21 protein-coding genes and 3 tRNA genes are annotated in these 19,484 nt (G+C 40.7%); 19 read left to right on the plus strand and 5 right to left on the minus strand.

The genetic code is table 11. The features are described from left to right. The first annotated feature begins 41 nt into the window (after nt 1–41). From AC2IOM_RS10780 to bamJ, 7 genes are all read left to right on the plus strand, one after another. Nucleotides 42–590, plus strand: coding sequence for an NAD(P)H nitroreductase (locus AC2IOM_RS10780; protein WP_486358350.1), 549 nt, complete (start codon nt 42–44; stop codon nt 588–590). A gap of 7 nt (nt 591–597) precedes the next feature. Beyond that, nucleotides 598–1,584 (plus strand): beta-N-acetylhexosaminidase, encoded by a 987-nt coding sequence (gene nagZ, locus AC2IOM_RS10785; RefSeq protein ID WP_486358351.1) that lies wholly within the window; start codon nt 598–600, stop codon nt 1,582–1,584. Between the two features lie 12 nt (nt 1,585–1,596). Further along, nucleotides 1,597–2,973, plus strand: coding sequence for an SLC13 family permease (locus AC2IOM_RS10790; RefSeq protein WP_486358352.1), 1,377 nt, complete (start codon nt 1,597–1,599; stop codon nt 2,971–2,973). 93 nt (nt 2,974–3,066) lie between these two features. Continuing rightward, nucleotides 3,067–3,444, plus strand: a complete 378-nt coding sequence (locus tag AC2IOM_RS10795; RefSeq protein ID WP_010560000.1) for a hypothetical protein — start codon at nt 3,067–3,069, stop codon at nt 3,442–3,444. Between the two features lie 57 nt (nt 3,445–3,501). Further along, nucleotides 3,502–3,592: transfer RNA gene (locus AC2IOM_RS10800), tRNA-Ser, on the plus strand. A 52-nt stretch (nt 3,593–3,644) separates the two neighbouring features. Next, nucleotides 3,645–4,019, plus strand: a complete 375-nt coding sequence (locus tag AC2IOM_RS10805; RefSeq protein ID WP_010560001.1) for a hypothetical protein — start codon at nt 3,645–3,647, stop codon at nt 4,017–4,019. A gap of 69 nt (nt 4,020–4,088) precedes the next feature. Then, nucleotides 4,089–4,706, plus strand: a complete 618-nt coding sequence (gene bamJ, locus AC2IOM_RS10810; RefSeq protein ID WP_010560002.1) for a BamJ family beta-barrel-assembly machinery protein — start codon at nt 4,089–4,091, stop codon at nt 4,704–4,706. Nucleotides 4,707–4,775: 69 nt separating this feature from the next. Here bamJ and tusE read toward each other — a convergent pair whose 3' ends face one another. The 5 genes from tusE to AC2IOM_RS10835 are packed head-to-tail and all read right to left on the minus strand — an operon-like array spanning nt 4,776 to nt 6,800. Next, a complete protein-coding gene (tusE, locus tag AC2IOM_RS10815) occupies nt 4,776–5,108 on the minus strand; it encodes a sulfurtransferase TusE (RefSeq protein WP_100913447.1) in 333 nt (110 codons plus the stop codon). Nucleotides 5,109–5,113: 5 nt separating this feature from the next. Beyond that, nucleotides 5,114–5,371: a DsrH/TusB family sulfur relay protein gene (locus AC2IOM_RS10820; protein ID WP_486358353.1), complete on the minus strand. Its 258-nt coding sequence runs from the start codon at nt 5,369–5,371 to the stop codon at nt 5,114–5,116. Further along, entirely contained in the window at nt 5,371–5,727 is a 357-nt protein-coding gene (tusC, locus tag AC2IOM_RS10825) for a sulfurtransferase complex subunit TusC (RefSeq protein ID WP_486358354.1), read from the minus strand. Before tusC ends, AC2IOM_RS10820 begins: the two co-directional genes overlap by 1 nt. Then, complete coding sequence (locus AC2IOM_RS10830) at nt 5,724–6,077, minus strand: DsrE family protein (protein ID WP_486358355.1); 354 nt, start codon at nt 6,075–6,077, stop codon at nt 5,724–5,726. The genes tusC and AC2IOM_RS10830 overlap by 4 nt, the downstream gene beginning before the upstream one ends. 57 nt (nt 6,078–6,134) lie before the next feature. Next, nucleotides 6,135–6,800 (minus strand): Bax inhibitor-1/YccA family protein, encoded by a 666-nt coding sequence (locus AC2IOM_RS10835; protein ID WP_486358356.1) that lies wholly within the window; start codon nt 6,798–6,800, stop codon nt 6,135–6,137. 244 nt (nt 6,801–7,044) lie between these two features. Between AC2IOM_RS10835 and AC2IOM_RS10840 the strand changes: the two genes are divergently transcribed. The 12 genes from AC2IOM_RS10840 to AC2IOM_RS10895 all read left to right on the plus strand — a co-directional run bounded on the left by AC2IOM_RS10840 (nt 7,045) and on the right by AC2IOM_RS10895 (nt 19,484). Beyond that, nucleotides 7,045–7,135 (plus strand) — tRNA-Ser (locus tag AC2IOM_RS10840). A gap of 14 nt (nt 7,136–7,149) precedes the next feature. Next, nucleotides 7,150–7,240, plus strand: a tRNA-Ser gene (locus tag AC2IOM_RS10845). 87 nt (nt 7,241–7,327) lie between these two features. Beyond that, complete coding sequence (locus tag AC2IOM_RS10850) at nt 7,328–7,705, plus strand: hypothetical protein (RefSeq protein ID WP_100913444.1); 378 nt, start codon at nt 7,328–7,330, stop codon at nt 7,703–7,705. Nucleotides 7,706–7,846: 141 nt separating this feature from the next. Next, nucleotides 7,847–8,302: a GAF domain-containing protein gene (locus AC2IOM_RS10855; RefSeq protein ID WP_486358357.1), complete on the plus strand. Its 456-nt coding sequence runs from the start codon at nt 7,847–7,849 to the stop codon at nt 8,300–8,302. Between the two features lies 1 nt (nt 8,303). After that, nucleotides 8,304–8,594, plus strand: a complete 291-nt coding sequence (locus tag AC2IOM_RS10860; RefSeq protein WP_010560010.1) for a hypothetical protein — start codon at nt 8,304–8,306, stop codon at nt 8,592–8,594. Between the two features lie 17 nt (nt 8,595–8,611). Next, nucleotides 8,612–9,262 (plus strand): RNA chaperone ProQ, encoded by a 651-nt coding sequence (gene proQ, locus AC2IOM_RS10865; RefSeq protein WP_010560011.1) that lies wholly within the window; start codon nt 8,612–8,614, stop codon nt 9,260–9,262. 11 nt (nt 9,263–9,273) lie between these two features. Further along, nucleotides 9,274–11,298, plus strand: a complete 2,025-nt coding sequence (gene prc / locus AC2IOM_RS10870) for a carboxy terminal-processing peptidase (protein WP_100913442.1) — start codon at nt 9,274–9,276, stop codon at nt 11,296–11,298. A 137-nt stretch (nt 11,299–11,435) separates the two neighbouring features. Continuing rightward, nucleotides 11,436–12,896, plus strand: coding sequence for a Na+/H+ antiporter NhaC (nhaC, locus tag AC2IOM_RS10875; RefSeq protein ID WP_486358358.1), 1,461 nt, complete (start codon nt 11,436–11,438; stop codon nt 12,894–12,896). An 18-nt stretch (nt 12,897–12,914) separates the two neighbouring features. Further along, nucleotides 12,915–15,518 carry an aminopeptidase N gene (gene pepN / locus AC2IOM_RS10880; protein ID WP_486358359.1) on the plus strand — a complete coding sequence of 868 codons (2,604 nt, stop codon included), beginning with the start codon at nt 12,915–12,917 and terminating at the stop codon, nt 15,516–15,518. Then, entirely contained in the window at nt 15,508–15,735 is a 228-nt protein-coding gene (locus AC2IOM_RS10885; protein WP_100913439.1) for a DUF2835 domain-containing protein, read from the plus strand. Before pepN ends, AC2IOM_RS10885 begins: the two co-directional genes overlap by 11 nt. Before the next feature lie 277 nt (nt 15,736–16,012). Further along, nucleotides 16,013–18,106 carry a DUF1302 domain-containing protein gene (locus tag AC2IOM_RS10890; protein ID WP_486358360.1) on the plus strand — a complete coding sequence of 698 codons (2,094 nt, stop codon included), beginning with the start codon at nt 16,013–16,015 and terminating at the stop codon, nt 18,104–18,106. Between the two features lie 10 nt (nt 18,107–18,116). Beyond that, nucleotides 18,117–19,484 (plus strand): DUF1329 domain-containing protein, encoded by a 1,368-nt coding sequence (locus tag AC2IOM_RS10895; RefSeq protein WP_100914523.1) that lies wholly within the window; start codon nt 18,117–18,119, stop codon nt 19,482–19,484.

The following is a 19,484-nucleotide window of genomic DNA, read 5'->3' on the forward strand; positions in this document are numbered from 1 at the left end:
GCAGTTTGTTAAGCTTGGCAAAAAACTAACTTGTCAGCTTAATGAACGCATTAGAACTCTTATTAGAACGTCAATCAGACAGTAAACTTACTACACCAGGGCCAACAACTGAGCAGTTGGACATTATTAAACAAGCAGCGCTTCGCGTGCCAGATCATGCAGCGCTTAAGCCATGGCAGTTTATTCTTGTTGAAGGTGATGCCCGTGAGAAACTTGGCGAAATCTATTATCAAGCCGCATTGAACAACAACGCCGATGACACCGTGTTAGCGCGTGCCAAAGAGCTGCCTTTGCGTGCACCGCTTATTATTATTTGTATTGCTAAGTATAAGCCTCATGACAAGGTGCCAAGAATCGAGCAGGTACAATCAGCAGGGTGTGCGGTAATGGCTATGCAACAAGCGGCATTTGCGCAAGGGCTTGCCGGTGTATGGCGCACGGGTAGTTATGCACAAGACGACTATGTAAAACAAGCGCTTAATCTTGCTCCAGAAGATGAATTAGTTGGCTTTTTGTATCTTGGCAGCAAAGTAAACGATTTTAAAAAGTCGCGAAATATCGACGTTAATGATTTTTTCACAAGCTTGTAGGGGCAACATGCTAGGACCGATTACCACAGGCATTGATGATAAAACATTATCTCAAGAAGAGCTTGAACTATTAGCGCACCCATTAGTGGGCGGTGTTATTTTGTTTTCCCGTAACTTTGAAAATATCGAGCAACTGTGTGCGTTAACAAAACACATTAAAACCATCAATCCATCACTTTTAATTTCAGTTGACCATGAAGGCGGTCGAGTACAGCGTTTTCGTGACGGGTTTACTGAATTGCCAAGTATGTCGGATGCATTTATGTTTGCTAATAGCGGCTTAAATGACATTGGCTGGACACTGGCTGCAGAGTTACTTGCCTGTCAAATTGATTTCTCGTACGCCCCTTGTGTTGATGTGAATGGTATTTCACAAGTGATTGGCAATCGTGCTTTTTCGGCTGAACCCACGGATGTAATAAATGGCGCGAAAGCACTGATTGGTGGTTTACACAGTGCGGGTATGAAATCGGTTATTAAGCATTTTCCGGGTCACGGCTCGGTTGGTCCAGATTCGCACATTGCGATGCCGAAAGATGATCGTAGCTTTAGAGAGATAAGTCAGTTTGATTTACTGCCGTTTAAAGCGTTAATTGATTTAGGCATTGCGGATGCAGTGATGCCTGCGCACGTGATCTACTCTGAAGTTGATGAAAATCCAGCGTGTTTTTCGCCATTTTGGTTGCAAAAGGTGTTACGACAGCAGCTTGGTTTCAACGGCCCTGTGATATCTGACGATATGGGAATGCAAGGCGCAGTGCAAGTGGGGGATTATGTCACCCGAGTGACAAAAGCCTTGCAAGCCGGGTGCGATAACGTACTACTGTGCAATGAAAAAGAAGGACTTTACCAAGTACTTGATGGGCTTTCGATAGCTGATTTTCAAGAACATGGTTCACGTATTAAGGTGTTTCATCAAAAGCGTTATCCAAGTTGGGATGATGTGAAACGTGATGCACGATGGCAAAATTGCCAAAAACTGATAAAAAGTTAACCTACAAATAATATGAATAACAATAATAAACATATTTTGATTGGGGTTGTTTTGTGCCTGGTTGCTTATTTAGCATCACGATATTTATGGCTGCAACCCGATACCATTTCCTTTACCTTAGCAATTACCGTTATTACCGCCTATTTTTGGGTGACTGAGGCACTGCCAATACCGCTTACATCTGTGATACCAATTGGTTTGTTTCCATTTGTTGGCGTATTAACGCACCAGCAAGCCGCATCATCGCTAGGCTCACACGTTATTGTATTGTTGATGGGCGCGTTTATGTTAGCAGTGGGAATTGAAAAATCAGGCGTTCATCGACGCATTGCATTTGCCATATTGAAGGTCATTGGCGGCGACAGCGCACTTCGCATTATTTTTGCCATTATGGCAACTAGCAGCATTTTGTCTATGTGGATTTCAAACACCGCGACAGTCGTTGCGTTGCTCCCTGTGGTGCTCGCGATTTGCGCATCAACCGATGATAATCGATTTAAAATCGCCTTATTACTGGGACTTGCATATTCGGCATCGTTGGGTGGGGTAGGAACACTGATTGGTACGCCACCAAATGTGATTTTTGCGTCGGTTTATGAAGAGTTTGCTGGAGAGGAATACGGTTTTATTCGCTGGATGAAAGTAACCGTGCCGATTATTGTGATTTCAATTCCATTAATGGCGCTATGGCTTGCCCGCGGAATTCGTTTGTCGTCGGCTATTCATCTGCCTAAGTGCGATGGTTGGAGCATTGCAGAAAAGCGCGTGTTAATGATTTTTGCTTTGGTTGCGCTACTTTGGGTATTTCGTAAAGAGCCGCTTGGCGGCTGGTCACAGATGCTTGATATTAATACCGTAGGGGATTCGTCGGTTGCCTTACTAGGCGTACTTGCGATGGCAATAACCAGTAATGGCAAAGGGGGTCGTATTCTCGAATGGCAGGATGCGAAAGAAATCCCTTGGGGCATGCTGCTGTTATTTGCCGGTGGTATTTGTATTGCTAAAGCGTTTGTTTCAAGCGGGTTAAGTGAGTTACTTGGTCAGTTTTTTGTGGCACTGGGTACGTTACCTGTACTACTTAGTTTGTTTGCATTGGCGATAGGGGTCTCGTTCTTAACCGAAATTACCTCTAATACGGCAACAGCGACGCTTATGATGCCAATTATCGCAAGTGCTGCCATTGCACTTAATTTACCAATTGAACTTTTAATGATCCCTGTGGTGATTAGTTGCTCGTGCGCATTTTGTTTACCGGTTGCAACGGCACCTAATTCAATTGTTTTTGCCAGTGGCGAAGTGTCAATTAAAGATATGGCAAAACAAGGCGTTGCACTCAATGTTTTAGTTGCGTCAATCGTTGCGTTAGTGAGTTTTTATTTCTTGACATAAAGCCAAAATGGGCTATTTAAAAACTGTTCGTTTTTTGTTAAGGTGATGTATTAACAACCAATTTAATCCATCAAAATAATAAAAGGCGCAGTTATGAATAACTTGTTTTTGCGCGAAAAAGAAAGTTGGTCAATATGGCTTATGTGGGGAGTCGTTTCAGCGATTGCTGTGTATATAACAGCAACGCAAACAAATGATTTTAGTCATATTGTCTTTATTAAGCTTGGCGTTTTTTCGCTACTGACTTGGTATATGACGTATTTGAAACGGTTTTCGTTTTGGCGTGCGATGAAGATTTCGCTTGTGGTGTTTTCGATTGCAATAACACCGGTATTATTTTTTAATTTTGAAGCGGTTAGCTTATTAAAAAATGCAGATATTGCGATAAAAGTGGGGCTTTTATCACTGGTAACGGTTATTTTTAGCTTAGTTTGTTCGTTAATTGCGCGTCAGCCAAAAGAATATTACTAAATATTAAATTTTTACTTTACAACGTGATACGAACTCATTATTATGCGCCCCAACAACGGAGAGATGGCTGAGTGGTTGAAAGCACCGGTCTTGAAAACCGGCATAGGTTAATAGCCTATCTAGGGTTCAAATCCCTATCTCTCCGCCACCTCATTCCCAAAACCGCCTTTAGGCGGTTTTTTTCGTTTTGGAGTTTGATTATGAATAATAAAGCGAAGTCGATTTTTCTGGTGTTAGCATTTGCGGTTATTTATGCAGTAGTGCTGCAACAAGGCATTTTGTTGCTTACCGATTATTTGCAAGTTGGGGCGGACGCCTTGGTTAGCAAGTGGCAAACAGCATTGGGCTTATTTGTATTTAACTTGCTTGTCGCACAAACCACACGTAAGTACTTTAAAACGCATCAGCGTTTACTTTTCTCTTTAACAGTTGGATTTGCATCGGCACTTTTACCGACACTATTTGCTTATCAATTGGCGTTGATTTGGCCTTTGTTACTGGCTAATGTCGTGATTTCAATTTTGGCATTGTTAGCACAAAGTAAGTTAGAGTTGTTACACAGTAAAAGTCAGTAATTGCGGTAACAAGTGGGTGTTATCTATGTTAGACTGGCATTTTTATAACTTAAATAAAGTATAGAGATTATGTCAGATAAATTTAATTCAAATGCTGAAAAAGCAAGCTACGGTATCGGTCTACAAATGGGTGAGCAACTTAAGTCGAACCCATTTGAAGGTTTAAACTTAAACTCAGTATTTGAAGGCATGAAAGATGCTTACACTGGTGCTGACTTCCAAGTTGAGATCCCAGCTATTCAAGCAGCGTTTGAAGAAATTAATGCTGAAATCACAAAGCGTCGTGAAGAAGAAGCAAAAGTACTTGCAGCTGAAGGCGAATCTTTCCTTGCTGAAAACGCTAAGCGTGCTGAAGTAACTGTAACTGCATCAGGTCTACAGTATGAAGTACTAACAACAGGTGAAGGCGACAAGCCAACAGCTGAGTCAACAGTACGTACTCATTACCACGGTACATTAATCAATGGCGACGTGTTCGATAGTAGCTACGATCGCGGCCAGCCAGCTGAGTTCCCAGTAGGCGGTGTTATCAAAGGTTGGACTGAAGCATTACAAATGATGCCAGTTGGTTCAAAATGGCGTTTATACGTACCACACGACCTAGCTTATGGCGAGCGTGGTGCTGGTGCATCAATCGCACCTTTCTCAACACTTATCTTCGATGTTGAGTTATTAGATATCCTATAAGCATTTGCTTATTACTAAAAAAGCCAGCGTTAATGCTGGCTTTTTTATTTGTGTAAATTATCCGACAGGTTAAATGCAGCGCGCTGGTTTCGGTAGCCCTGCAATTTTTGTAGCTTGTTTCGCCGGTCCCTTAGGAAACAATTTATATAAATACTTGCTGTTTCCTTTGTCTTCACCAAGTTTTTTTGCCATGGCTTTTACTAACATACGTATTGCTGGACTGGTATTGAATTCAAGATAAAAATCTCGCACAAAATGCACAACTTCCCAGTGATTATCACTGAGCGAGATGTTTTCCTGCTCAGCAATGATAGGGGCGAGCGCTTCGCTCCACTGGGTAAAATCCTTCAGATAACCCTCTTTATCAGTATCGATAGTTTTATCGTTTATGCAATAGCTCATGTTAATTACCAAGTAATATGTTGTTCGCTGTCAACAATGAGCTCTACCCACTGTTGATCAGAAATTGTGATGATCTTTTCGTTTGAGACAGTGCGTGCCTTCATATCCACATCAAGTGCGTATAGGGTGTTTTGACAAAATGCATCAATATAGCAATTAACGCTGTAGCAGGCGTCGGATAACAGTAAAAGCTTATCGTTGGGGGCAATAATAAGTTGTTGCTTTTGGTAATGCGATAAGGGCTTATTAAATATATGCAGCATTATATTGTTACCACCTGATGCTGTTGTTGAAGTAATGCATGTTTTTCAGAGGTATCGAGCGTAATGATGTCGTATGCAAACTGCGTAATATCTAATCCGCGTTGCTTCATTGAGTGTTCGCACACATAAATGTGCTCAATATCGTAAAGGCTCAGGGTACCAAAGGCTTTCAAGTAATTTTTAATCTCGAGTGACTCAATTGATTGGCCTTGAAGTAGGGCATAAAGTGCATCGCCTTGTAAAAGCAAACTAACTTGCTGATCAATAGCGGCAAAAATTAGCGCCATATCAAGACTTTCTTTGAGACTACCGTCATTAAAAGGAGAAGCATTACATACAATTAGGTAGTTTTTCATTTAATCTGCACCCATTTATCAGCTTTGCTAGCATCCATCGCAAACTCGGCAAGACCAGCAACTTCAAAGGGTTCACAGCGTGTAATATCGAGCCCACGTTTTTCGGCTGCAGTAACGCAAAGTGTCAGTTTAATACCTAAATCGGCCAGCGATTGCCAACTATCAGTTACTTGTAACTCATCTGACGGCAGTGAAAAATGACTACTGGCGTGAAACACCGCATCTTGATAGAGAAAAATCCCAGATACAGTGTTTCCTAGCGCGAGTGCGCTTTTAGTGAAACGTAACAAATGTTGCAAACTGTCGTGTGCGGTAACACTTGCATGATAACTAATAATAATATTGGCCAAAATTTACCCATAAAAAAGCCCCGAAGAACGGGGCTTATTTTATTAAACTTTTAACGTTTAGTCATTATTTGCACCAAGTAGATGCAGGATAGACGTAAATAAGTTGTATACGTTTAAGTATAGGCTAACAGTTGCACGGATATAATTTGTTTCACCGCCGTTAATAATGCGGCTAGTGTCGAACAAAATTAAACCAGACATAATAAACACGATGGCAGCGTTCATCGCCATAAATACGATTGAGCTACCTACGAATAGGTTTACTAGGCTTACTAGTACAACAACAATTAAACCTACGAATAAAAAACCACCTAGGAAAGAGAAGTCTTTCTTAGTAGTCATTGCATAGGCTGATAAACCGAAAAATACCAGTGCTGTAGAACCCAGTGCTTGCATGATAAGCATCGGACCGTTTGGCATTGCAGCATAGTAATTTAACATTGGACCGAGTGCCGCACCCATAAGACCTGTAAAAACAAATACCCATGGTAAGCCAGATGCACTGTCTGCTTTCTTATTAACTACAAATAAGGTGACAAGACCGCCGATACTAAATACAAGACCCATTAAGTAAGGTAATTGCATTGCCATTGAAATGCCGGCTGTAACAGCACTAAATAACAATGTCATACCTAAAAGCATATAGGTGTTGCGTAGTACTTTATTTGTTTCAAGTACCGACTGCGCCGATTTTGGCGAAGAGTACGTGTGATTAAAGCTCATAAATAACTCCTTAAATTGAAACGCATTCCTGTTAGGTTTCAGAACTGCGAACAGCATATCAATTAACATGTTAGGTAGCAATTCTATTCCTTTATTAGAACGGTGAAGTAGGGCGTTTAGTTCAATTTAATTTTAAAACTTGATTGCATAATGTACGGGTTGCATGTTTATTGCGCGGTTGACAAATAAATTGAAAAAAAAGCTTCACAAGTGAAATAGAATCCCCTAATATTCGCCCCGCTGCGGAGAGATGGCTGAGTGGTTGAAAGCACCGGTCTTGAAAACCGGCATAGGTTAATAGCCTATCTAGGGTTCAAATCCCTATCTCTCCGCCACTTTCTTTTTATGCGGAGAGATGGCTGAGTGGTTGAAAGCACCGGTCTTGAAAACCGGCATAGGTTAATAGCCTATCTAGGGTTCAAATCCCTATCTCTCCGCCACTTATTCCTTTCTATATACTTAAGTCTACTGTTAATTATTTATCTATTTGCCATGCTTATCGTGTGTTTAACGCATTTGGCGCGATTATGGATAAAAAAATTGTACTCAAGGGTGTTGCCTACTCGTTGTTTTCTCCCTTTCTGATTGGTTGTTTAATCGGTATTTATTATGTTGCAGTATTAGATGGCGCGACAACTAAACTATTTTTGTCGATTGTATTAAGTGCGGTTGCAAATGCACATATAGTAGGGTTAACCATGGCGATATGTGTTGTACCTGTTTACATGTATTTGCAAAAGCGAAATAAATCAAATAACACTGCAATGATAATGGCAGCGATATTTGGTGGTGCGTTATTTAGTTTTATGTTTAATGTCGCGTCAGGGCAAGTATTTGTTGTAAATACGTTAATGGCAACGCTCGCAGCAGGCATATTTATTTTTACATTAAAACAGCAAAAATAAATTTTAGAGTCGAATAATTAGTAAACAATTAAGTGAATATTTAGCGATATTCACTTTTTTTAGCTTAAAAAGGTTTCATTTGTTGTTATGAAAGAGTACCTTTAAGCTTTGTGAATATTGAATTGTTAACTTTTCTACGTAATGAATAAAGAAAGCTTATATCAAAGTCTGAACAACCAAGTAGTTGCTTTGATTGAAGACGAAACCAACCTGATAGCGAACCTTGCAAATGTAAGTGCTTTGTTAAATCTTTCACTTGAAGATATTAACTGGGTGGGGTTTTATTTACTGGAAAACGACACATTAGTTTTGGGACCGTTTCAAGGTAATCCAGCGTGTGTTCGTATCCCTGTTGGTAAAGGCGTATGTGGTACAGCATTTGCCGAAAAACAAACACAGCGCATTGACAATGTTCACGACTTTGAAGGGCACATTGCATGTGATGCCGCATCAAATTCAGAAATCGTTATTCCACTTATTAAAGACGGCAATTTTATTGGCGTGCTTGATATTGATAGCCCAAGCCTAAGTCGTTTTGATAGTGATGATCAAACTGGCCTAGAGCGAATTATGGCGTCATTGGCAGAGCATCTTTAATATGAAGGACTGGCTTAGCGTACAAGACTATTTGTTTGGTATAGATCAGGTAGGTGATTGGGAAGGACAAGAAGAAACCGTTGCGGAAAACTTGAATGAACTGATTCATGTTGCATGGCAACAATTGCCTGACGAAACAGACGCAGATACGATTGACAAAATTATTGAAGGTATTTGGCAACATTTACGCGGTGATACTGCAATTTTGGAAGCTGAACACGAAGAATTAATCGATTGGGTGTTACATTACGTGACAAACCAATTGGAAAACAACTTAGACGAAGAGATTTAAAACTTAAGGTTAAACACATGGACTCTACTAACAAGCTAAAAGACATCAAAGAGGTATTAAATTACCTTTTCACAGAGTTTCCAGCCTGCTTCAAAGAGAAAGACGGCATCAAGCCGTTGAAGGTTGGTATCTTTAAAGATATTGCTGAGCGCATCGAAAACGATGAGCGCGTAAGCAAAACACAGGTTCGCCAAGCGCTTCGCAAATATACGTCTAACTGGCGTTATTTGGAATCTGTTACAAAACACGAGTTCCGTATTGACCTTGATGGTAACGATGCAGAAAAAGTTGAGCAAGAACACGTTGAGCATGCAAATAAAGCACTAGAAGAAAGCCGTGCTAAACTTGCTAAACGTAAGAAACCTGCACCGCGTAACGCTGGTGAAAAGAAATCTTACAAAAAGAAAGGCAATTTTGCTGATAAAAATGCTGCAAAAGGAACTAAATTTAGTTCTAGCAACACTAATAAAGACAAACCTGCGCGTCGTTCTAATAAAGTAGAAGCGCTACCTTCAGGTGATATTAAAGTGGATGCTGAGGTAAAAGTTAAACTTGGCCAAGCTTTAGTAAAAGGTACCATCACCGAAGTGAACAAGGAAGACATTCATGTAGTGCTTGTAACAGGCATGCAGGTGAAAACGAAAGCAGAGAGTCTATTTATCGTATAAGGAGACAGTGTATGAGTGAGAAGTTTAGGCTTATTCCACTGGCGGCAGCGCTATTTTCAGCAAATTTATTTGCTTCTGCCGATAATATTAGCATCGAAAACTTACCTGAGTTAAAACAGGAAATTCAGCATATTGCTGCAACCAAGCGAATAACCAATTTATTTACTCGCTCGCACTACAAACTTATTCGATTAGACGATGACTTATCGAGCCAAATCTACGACCGATTTATTGAGTCGATTGATAGTAACAAAAGCTTGTTCATGCAATCAGATTTGGCTAAATTCGACCATTTCAAGTATGAAATTGATAATGCATTAATTAAAGGCGATATGTCTTTTGCGTTTGAAATTTTTAACTTGAATATGCGTCGTCGTTTTGAACGCTTTGAATACTCACTTTCTTTACTTGATAAAGAAATGAAATTTGACGTTGAAGACAATTACTTTTTTGATCGCGAAGATGCAAAAATTCCAACCACGATGGCGGAATTGCATGAAATCTGGCGCCAACGCGTCAAGTACGACGCGCTTCGCTTAAAGCTTACAGGCAAAGAATGGCCTGAAATCCAAGAAATTCTGAAAAAGCGTTACCGTTACACGTTAAAACGTATTTCACAAACAAATAGCGAAGATGCATACCAAATTGCAATGAACTCATTTGCAAGAAGCATCGAAGCACACACTTCTTATCTATCGCCACGCCGCGCTGAACAGTTTAAGCAAGACATGCAGCTTGAATTAGAAGGTATTGGCGCAGTGTTAGGTGTTGATGAAGATTACACTGTGATCCGCTCACTTGTCCCAGGTGGTCCAGCATCTAAAACCGAAAAACTAAAATCTGATGATCGCATTATTGCCGTTGCACAAGGTCAAGAAAGCTTTGTTGATGTAATCGGTTGGCGCTTAGATGACGTAGTTGATCTAATCAAAGGACCGAAGGGCACCAAAGTAAGGTTACAGTATCTAAAGGGCTCTGATTCGCACGGTACGCCGCATGAAGTGGAAATTATCCGTGATAAAATTCGCCTTGAAGATAAAGCAGCTAAATCAAGTGTATTTGAACCAGTTTACTCAGAACTTGATACCAAAATCGGTGTCATTGAGATCCCAGGTTTTTATAACAACTTGTCTAAAGACGTTAAAAAAGAGCTAGCTAAATTACAAGAACAGAACGTAGACGGTATTGTTATCGACCTGCGTGGTAATGGTGGTGGTTCGTTATATGAGGCGACACAATTATCTGGTTTGTTCTTCGACAAAGGCCCAGTTGTACAAATACACAACATTAACGGCAAAGTTGAAAAACAAAAAGATCGCGACGGCGTTACCTATTACGACGGTCCGTTAACCGTATTAGTGGACCGTTACAGCGCATCAGCGTCAGAAATTTTTGCTGCGGCAATGCAAGACTATGGTCGCGCGGTTATTATTGGTGAGCAAACCTTTGGTAAAGGTACAGTGCAACAGCACCGTAGCTTAACAAAAGCATTTGATTTATTTGAAAATCCGCTTGGCAGCGTGCAGTACACAATTGCTAAGTTCTACCGTATTAATGGTGGCAGTACGCAGCATAAAGGCGTGATCCCAGATATCACATACCCATCGCCAATCGATCCCGCTGAGTGGGGTGAAAGCCAAGAAGACAACGCATTACCTTGGGATCACATTCGTAAAGCGAATTATTCAAAACTTGACGATCTAACGCCAGCGATTACGTTTTTGACTGATAAACATAAAGAGCGTATTGCAGGCGAGCCTGAGTTTATCTATCTCAATGATGACATTGCCTTGTATCAAAAAGAGAAAGACCGTGCATCAGTGACGCTTGTTAAGGCGAAACGTGAGAAGCAACGTGAAGAAGACAAGCAAAAATCACTGGCTCGAGCGAATGAAAGGTTAAAACGTCTAGGGCTTGACCCAATTGCATCACTTGACGATGCACCAGACGTACTTGATGAAATCGACCCGGGACTTGAAGAAGCGGTTCATATAACATCAGATTTTATTAAGTATGGCCGTTACGCAAAACATTAATTTATAACTAATGTAGTAAGCGCCGATTTTTACAAAGTCGGCGCTTTTTTATGTAAAACTAAAAATAATAAAACTCAACGCTTCGTGCTTAGACAGAAGTCAGTTGATAAATAATGACAACAATTTGAGGTATCTTTGTGAAGCAAGTAAAACAAGCGACCTTTTTAGACGCGTTAATTCCAATTAGCGTTTTAGTGCTACTGCTTGGCACATCCGTTTATCTATACAGCGACGATTCGTCGTATGGCCCAAACCAAATAGCGTTACTATTTTCAGCTGCAATAGCAGTGATCATTGGTCTTAAAAATGGTTTTAAATGGGCCGAACTAGAAGAGGCGATGATTAAAGGTATCACCATTTCTCTTGGCGCGGTATTAATCTTACTTATGGTAGGGGCATTAATAGGTACTTGGTTATTATCGGGCACAGTACCTTCGCTAATTTATTTTGGCTTGCAGCTGATAAACCCGCATTGGTTCTATGCCGCAAGTTGTATATTGTGCGCTATTGTTGCTTTGAGTATTGGTAGCTCATGGACGACAGCTGCAACAATCGGTGTTGCCTTGCTCGGCGTATCAACGGGTCTTGGCCTTGATCAAGTTGTCACTGCGGGCGCGGTTATTTCGGGTGCTTACTTTGGTGATAAATTGAGCCCATTGTCGGAAACGACAAACTTAGCACCGGCGGTGGCTGGCAGTAATTTATTTGACCATATCCATCATATGCTTTGGACTACAGTGCCGAGCTTTGTTATCGCGCTGATTATCTTCTTAGTGATGGGTTTTAATGCTGAAGGCGTACCAAACGAAGGACGCATAGAAGAGATCTCTAATATTCTACTGCAGAATTTCAATATTGGTATTGAGATGTTAGTGCCTTTAGTTGTGTTACTGACATTAGCAATTAAAAAAATGCCCGCATTCCCAGCGGTTGCCATTGGTGCGCTATTTGGTGCGGTTTGGGCGATTATTTTTCAACAAGACTTAATTGCAGGGCAGGTTGAGTCGGGTGTATCTCACTTTGTTGGTACGTTTAAATTGGTATGGGCCGCACTATTTGACGGTTTTAGCATTACAACTGGTGATGCAAAAATGGATAGCTTATTAAGTGGTGGCGGTATGTCGGGCATGCTTAATACGACTTGGTTAATTATATGTGCGTTAATGTTTGGTGCTGTAATGGAAAAAGTGGGCCTACTAAAAGTCTTCGTTTCTAGCATTTTAAAAATCGCAAAAAGTACCGGCTCATTAATTGCGTCGACCATTGCTACTTGTATTGGCACTAACCTAATCGCGGCAGATCAATATATGGCAATCGTAATGCCTGGGCGCATGTATAAAGAAGAGTATGAAAAACGCGGGCTTGCTAACGTTAACTTGTCACGAACATTAGAAGACGGCGGTACTATCACAAGTCCTCTTATCCCATGGAATACCTGTGGTGCGTATATGCAAAGCGTACTACTCATTAACCCGCTTGATTATGCGATGTATGCATTCTTTAATTTAATTAATCCATTATTGGCAATTATTTACGCCTACTTAGGCATTAAAATTTTAAAAATTACGCCAAAGCATTTACAGACAAGCGATGAATAATTTTGTGGAGCAAACGTTATGACAACACAAGAAAAATCAACTAACCAAGCTAAGTTCAGAACTGATTATAAAGCACCGGATTACACGGTTTCGTCACTGTATTTAGAATTTGACTTAAAAGCGACGCAAACCCGTGTATTGCAAAAAGCGCAGTATCAGCGTGTCGGCGCGAATAATGAGTTATGGCTAGATGGCGTTAATCAAACACTATTGTGCATTAACGTAAATGGCTTACCGTTTAGCGATTATGAAATGTCTGAGCTAGGTTTGACGCTGAAAAACTTGCCAGCAGAGTTCGAACTACATATCGAAACTGAAATTGACCCACAAAACAATACATCACTTGAAGGGTTATATTTATCCGATGGTGCTTACTGTACACAATGTGAAGCTGAAGGGTTTCGCAAGATCACTTATTTTCAAGACCGTCCCGACGTATTAACCAAATATACAGTAAAGGTCATTGCAGATCAGGCGTTTACCCATTTATTGTCTAATGGTAACAAAATTGAGTCTGGCGAGTTGGCTGATGGGCGTCACTTTAGCACTTGGCAAGACCCTTACAACAAACCGAGCTATTTGTTTGCATTAGTGGCAGGTGATTTCGATGTATTACATGATAACTTTAAAACACGCTCTGGCCGCGATGTAAAACTCGAGCTATTTGTTGATAAAGGTAATCTTGATAAAGCTGATCACGCAATGGTTTCGTTAAAGCGTGCAATGAAGTGGGATGAAGAGCGTTTTAACCTTGAATACGATCTTGATATATACATGATTGTTGCGGTTGATTTCTTCAATATGGGGGCAATGGAAAACAAAGGGTTAAATGTATTTAACTCAAAATGTGTATTAGCAAACCAAGCTACCGCGACCGACCGAGATTATCACACCATTGAAAGCATTGTGGGTCATGAATATTTTCACAATTGGACAGGTAACCGAGTAACGTGTCAGGATTGGTTCCAATTATCGTTAAAAGAAGGTTTAACGGTATTTCGCGACCAAGAATTTAGCTCAGACATTGGCTCACGTGCATTAAATAGAATTGATGCAGTAAAAGTGATGCGTGGACCGCAGTTTAGTGAAGATGCAGGCCCGATGGCACACCCAATCCGCCCTGAAAAAGTTATCGAAATGAATAACTTTTATACTGTTACTGTATATGACAAGGGTTCAGAAGTGATCCGCATGATGCATACAATTTTGGGCGAAGAAAACTTCCAAAAAGGCATGCAATTGTATATTGAACGCCATGATGGCACAGCGGCGACATGCGATGACTTTGTTAAAAGTATGCAAGACGCATCTAACATTGATCTTTCGCTTTTCTCGAAATGGTATAGTCAGTCAGGTACACCAGAACTTGCGGTAGAGCGAGAATTTAATGAAGCCGACAATACACTAACCCTGACTGTGTCGCAGTTTACACCAGCCACGCAAGATCAAAGCGATAAATCGCCATTGCATATTCCAATCGCACTAGAACTTATTTCACCTGAAGGCAAATCACAACCTTTAGTTATTGACGGCACTAAGGTTGAACGCGTCATCAACCTAACAGATGCACGTCAGCAATTTATATTTGAAAATATTGCAAAAGACACTGCGGTCGTCTTTTTGGAAGATTTCTCATCGCCATGTAAAGTGAAGTTTGAACAATCTCTTGCTGAATTAATCACGATTGTTAAATATGCGCGCAGCGATTTTTCGAAGTGGGATGCGATGCAGCGTATAATGGTTGACGCGCTAAAAGCCGGCATCGATAACGGCACGCAACTTGATGAAGAAATAGTGGCGTTGTTTCGCTATTTACTTACCTCAAACGTTAAGGACCTCGCGTTATTAAGCGAGCTTTTAACACTGCCGAGTTTTGATACGGTTGCAAGTGATTATCACCCAATTCCTGTCGATGCCATTACTGAACAATTGCATGCAGTAAAATCATTTTTAGCGACTACATTGTTAAGTGATATCGCGGCGCGTTATCAAACACTAAGCGAAAACGGTGATTTAGATGCAACTAGTATTGCAACGCGTGCATTAAAAGGTCGCTTACTAGATTATCTTGCAGCGGCAGATTGGCAGGATGTAGAGAGTGAGCTTGAGACGCAGTTTATCAGCGATAACATGACAAATAGCTTAAACGCACTGTCAGCATCATGTGAAAATAAACGAACCAGCCACGAAAGCTTACTCGAACGCTTCAAAGATAAATGGCGTCACGATGTACTGGTATTGGATAAATGGCTTGCGCTGAAAGGTCGATTGAAAGGTGACAATACAACAAATGTGATCCGCGCCATGTTTGAAAGTGGTGAAGTTGATATTACTAACCCAAATCGCGTGCGTGCTTTGCTAATGAGTTATTGTATGTTTAACCCGCAATCATTCCATGCGCGAAATGGTGAAGGGTATCGTTTGCTGACGGATTTATTGATTAAACTCGATAAAATTAATCCACAAAACGCAGCACGTTTAATTACGCCGCTGTTAAGCTTTAAGCGTCATACCGATGAACGTCAATTGCACGTTAAAGCGCAATTACAACGTCTTGCTGATTTACCAGGCCTAAGCCCTGATTTGTTTGAAAAGGTGAGTAACGCGTTAAATGGAGCGTAAAACCTACTACTTTTCAATTAATTTAAACTATCAAGAGTGTATGGCCTACTATAAAGGCCACTACACCAGCATTCAGGTACTAAGTGATTGTGGTAAAACAATTCGCTTCGCCGCAGAAAAATTACGACCTTTTATGTCATCAATTGGCATAAAAGGGCGTTTTCGCATCCATTTAACCACCGAAAATAAATTTATTTCAATAGAAAAAATCAATTAAAATCATGTGTTTGCGTGTTGTTTTTGAGGTGTTCTTAGAACTTTTTCAAGTTCTTTTCATTAAGCACTTTTCATTTCGATTGTTTAACTGGTAAGATGTCTTACCTATGTGATTAGAAAGTAGAATATCAAATAACAAGAGCGAATATGTAATCGAATTAATAGATTACGCTATATCTCATGTTTTACTTGTAATTTTATGAATTGCTTTCTATCGTTACAAGCATACTAAAAACAATAACTTGATAACAAAACAGCCCGCCATAGGGGGAATATATATGATAAAAAGTCCTCTTTTTGTCAAAAATAAACTGGCTTTAGGTGTTACAGCCGCGTGTATGGCACTTGCAAGCCAAAGTGCTTCAGCTGCATCATTTGAAGTTGGTGGTTTTGAAGTACAATTTGACTCTACTTTTTCTTACGGTACGAGCTACCGTGTAGAAGACCGTGATTTCGATTCTCAAATCGGTAAATCTAATCACCCTCAATTTGATTGGACTGGTTATCACCCAGCACTTAACCCAATCTACACATCAGACCAAATCTGGGCAGAACAAGGTATTTACTCAAATAATGGTGATGCCGGTAACCTTAACTTTGATAGCGGTGAAGCATTTTCACAGTTATTAAAAGGCACCCATGAATTAGAAATACGCAAAGACAACTTCGGTTTCTTTACGCGTTTTATGTATTTCTATGATTTTGCTCTTAATGATAAAGACTTAGCATACAAAAACCCGACATCAGGTCAGGGTGTTGATCCATGCGCTAGCAAAGAGTCAGAAGAGCTTGTGTGTAAAGATCTTCGTTTACTTGACGCGTTTGTGTATGCAGATTTTGATCTGAATGATGGCTACAACCCATTATCAGTTCGTTTAGGTCAGCAAGTAATTAACTGGGGTGAAAGTGCTTTAATTTCACATGGTATTAATATTAACCCAGTTGATATTGACCGTTTAAAAGCACCAGGTGCGGAAGTTAAAGAAGCCTTTATTCCTGTAGGTATGCTTTGGGCATCATTAGGTATTACAGAAAATGTTTCTGCGGAAATGTTTTATCAATACCAGTGGCACGAAACACGTCTTCCAGTTGCCGGTACGTACTTATCTACAAATGATTTTGCGGCAGTAAACGGTAACGCGAACAATGTTCAACTAGGTTTTACGTCGAACCCAGACATTGATTTAGCATACTTAACAAACTCGCTAAACAGCATGTATGGTCAGTGGGGCCAAGTTGTTGCTGCGCAAGGTATGGATCCATCAAGCGCTGAAGCGCAATCGCTACTTGCTAGCATGTATTTAGCTCACCCAACTAAAGTTGCGATTAAAGCTAATGGTGAAAAGGCGATGAAAGAGCCTAAAGATTCAGGCCAATATGGTTTGAAACTGGGTTGGTTCGTGCCTGAGCTAAACGAGACGGAATTTGGTTTATACTATGTAAACTATCACAGCCGTCGTCCGCTTATCTCTGGTAAAGCATCAAACTTTACGGCTGCCGCAATTGGTCACGATTTAGGGTATATCGCGAATAACACAATTAACGCTGATAATATCACCGATCTAAAAGCATTCACCGAAGCACAACTTGAATATCCAGAAGATATCAAGATGTATGCATTAAGCTGGAACACCGCTATTGGCGAAACAGCGTTTGCGGGTGAAGTGACGTATCGTCAAGACGAACCGTTACAAATTGATGACGTAGAATTGTTATATGCCGGTATGGCTGAGCAGTTGGCAAACCCAGGTGTACCAGATGCGGTACGTCAGGACATGTTTGCAGGCATCTCACAAGTAGAAACGGTATCGCCTGGTCAAGTTGCACAAGGTTATATCTTACGCGATACAGCACAACTTCAATTTAGCTTAACTCACTTATTTGGCCCGTCTTTAGGTGCCGATAGTTGGGCGGTATTAGGTGAAGTAGGTGGTGTACATGTTCTTGATATGCCAGCGTATGATGAACTTCGTTTGAATGCGCCAGGTACAGGCCGTAGTGGTATTATGCAAGGCCCAGCTGATGATTACACAGCACTTCACTTGCTATTATCTAACGGTCCTGAAACGGAGCAGTTTGCATCAGCAACATCATGGGGTTACCGCCTAGTTGCTAAGGGTGAATACAACAATCTATTCGCAGGTGTGAACTTCTCACCTCGAGTTGTGTTCTCACATGATGTGAATGGTACTACACCGGATCCAATGTTCTTATTTGTTGAAGACCGTATGTCTGCGTCTGTAAACCTTAACTTTAACTATCAAAACCAGTGGTCATTTGACTTTGGTTACAATAGTTTCTGGGGTGGCGGTACAGCCAATGGCTTAGCAGACCGCGATTATGTTTCATTTAATATTAAGTATTCTATTTAAGGGTAACAATATGATTAAAAAACCTACCCTAGTGGCTCTAGCATTGTGTAGCGTATTTAGCGCTTCACAAGCTTTAGCTAAAATTTCACCAGAACAAGTTGCTCGTTTAGGTCAAGATTTAACACCACTTGGTGCTGAAAAAGCGGGTAATGCGGATGGCTCAATTCCATCATGGGAAGGTGGTATTACAAAAGCACCTGACAACTATAAAGTAGGTGATCACCACCCAGATCCATTTGCTGACGATAAAGTATTATTCACTATCGATAAGTCGAATGTTGAACAGTATAAAGAGATGCTTTCTCCGGGTCAGGTAGCGATGTTTGAAGCTTATCCAGATAGCTTCAAAATGAATATTTACCAAACGCGTCGTAGTGCGTCATACCCACAGTTCATCTATGATGCAACGAAAAAGTATGCAACAACAGCAGAGCTTGTTGAAGAGGGTAATGGTATTAAAAATACTGCAATTGGTATTCCGTTCCCAATTCCTGAAACCGGTCTAGAAGCAATTTGGAACCATATTTTACGTTACCGTGGTCTTTCAATTAAGCGTTACGGTGGTCAAGCGGCTCCAACGGCAAGTGGTTCATACAATATTGTTGGCTTTGATGAAAAACTACTGGTTAAGTATTCAGAGCAAGATGCAACGCCTGAGTCTCTGCAAAAGTCGAATATCTTGTTTAAGTTTAAGCAAGAAGTAACTGAACCAGCGCGTTTAGCAGGTACAGCACTACTTGTTCACGAAACAATGGACCAAGTATTAACACCACGTCAGGCTTGGACTTATAACACCGGTCAACGCCGCGTTCGTCGTGCACCAAACGTTGCATATGATGCACCGGGAACGGCGTCGGATAGCTTACGTACAACTGATGACTTCGATATGTTTAACGGTTCACCAAACCGTTACGACTGGAAGTTATTAGGCAAAAAAGAAATGTACATTCCATATAACAGTTACAAGCTACATAGCAATGAGCTGAAATATGATGACATTTTGAAGCCAGGTCATATCAACCCAGAACACGTACGTTATGAAAAGCACCGTGTTTGGGTAGTAGAAGCGAATCTTAAAGATGGTACGCGTCATATTTATAAGAAGCGTGTATTCTTTATTGACGAAGATAGCTGGCAAATTCATGTTGCAGATCTTTATGATAACCGCGACCAGTTATACCGTGTAGCAATGGCTCATGGTGTGAACTACTACGAAGTGCCAACTCATTGGAGTACTTTGGATGTTTATCACGATCTTAACTCACGTCGTTACTTAGCAATTGGCTTAGATAACGAAGAGAAGATGTATGACTTCCAAGAAATGTTCAAAGACACCGAGTTTACTTCAAACGCATTACGTCGCTCTGGTCGACGCTAA

The sequence above is a fragment of the Pseudoalteromonas sp. NS-SX12 genome (assembly GCF_057367955.1).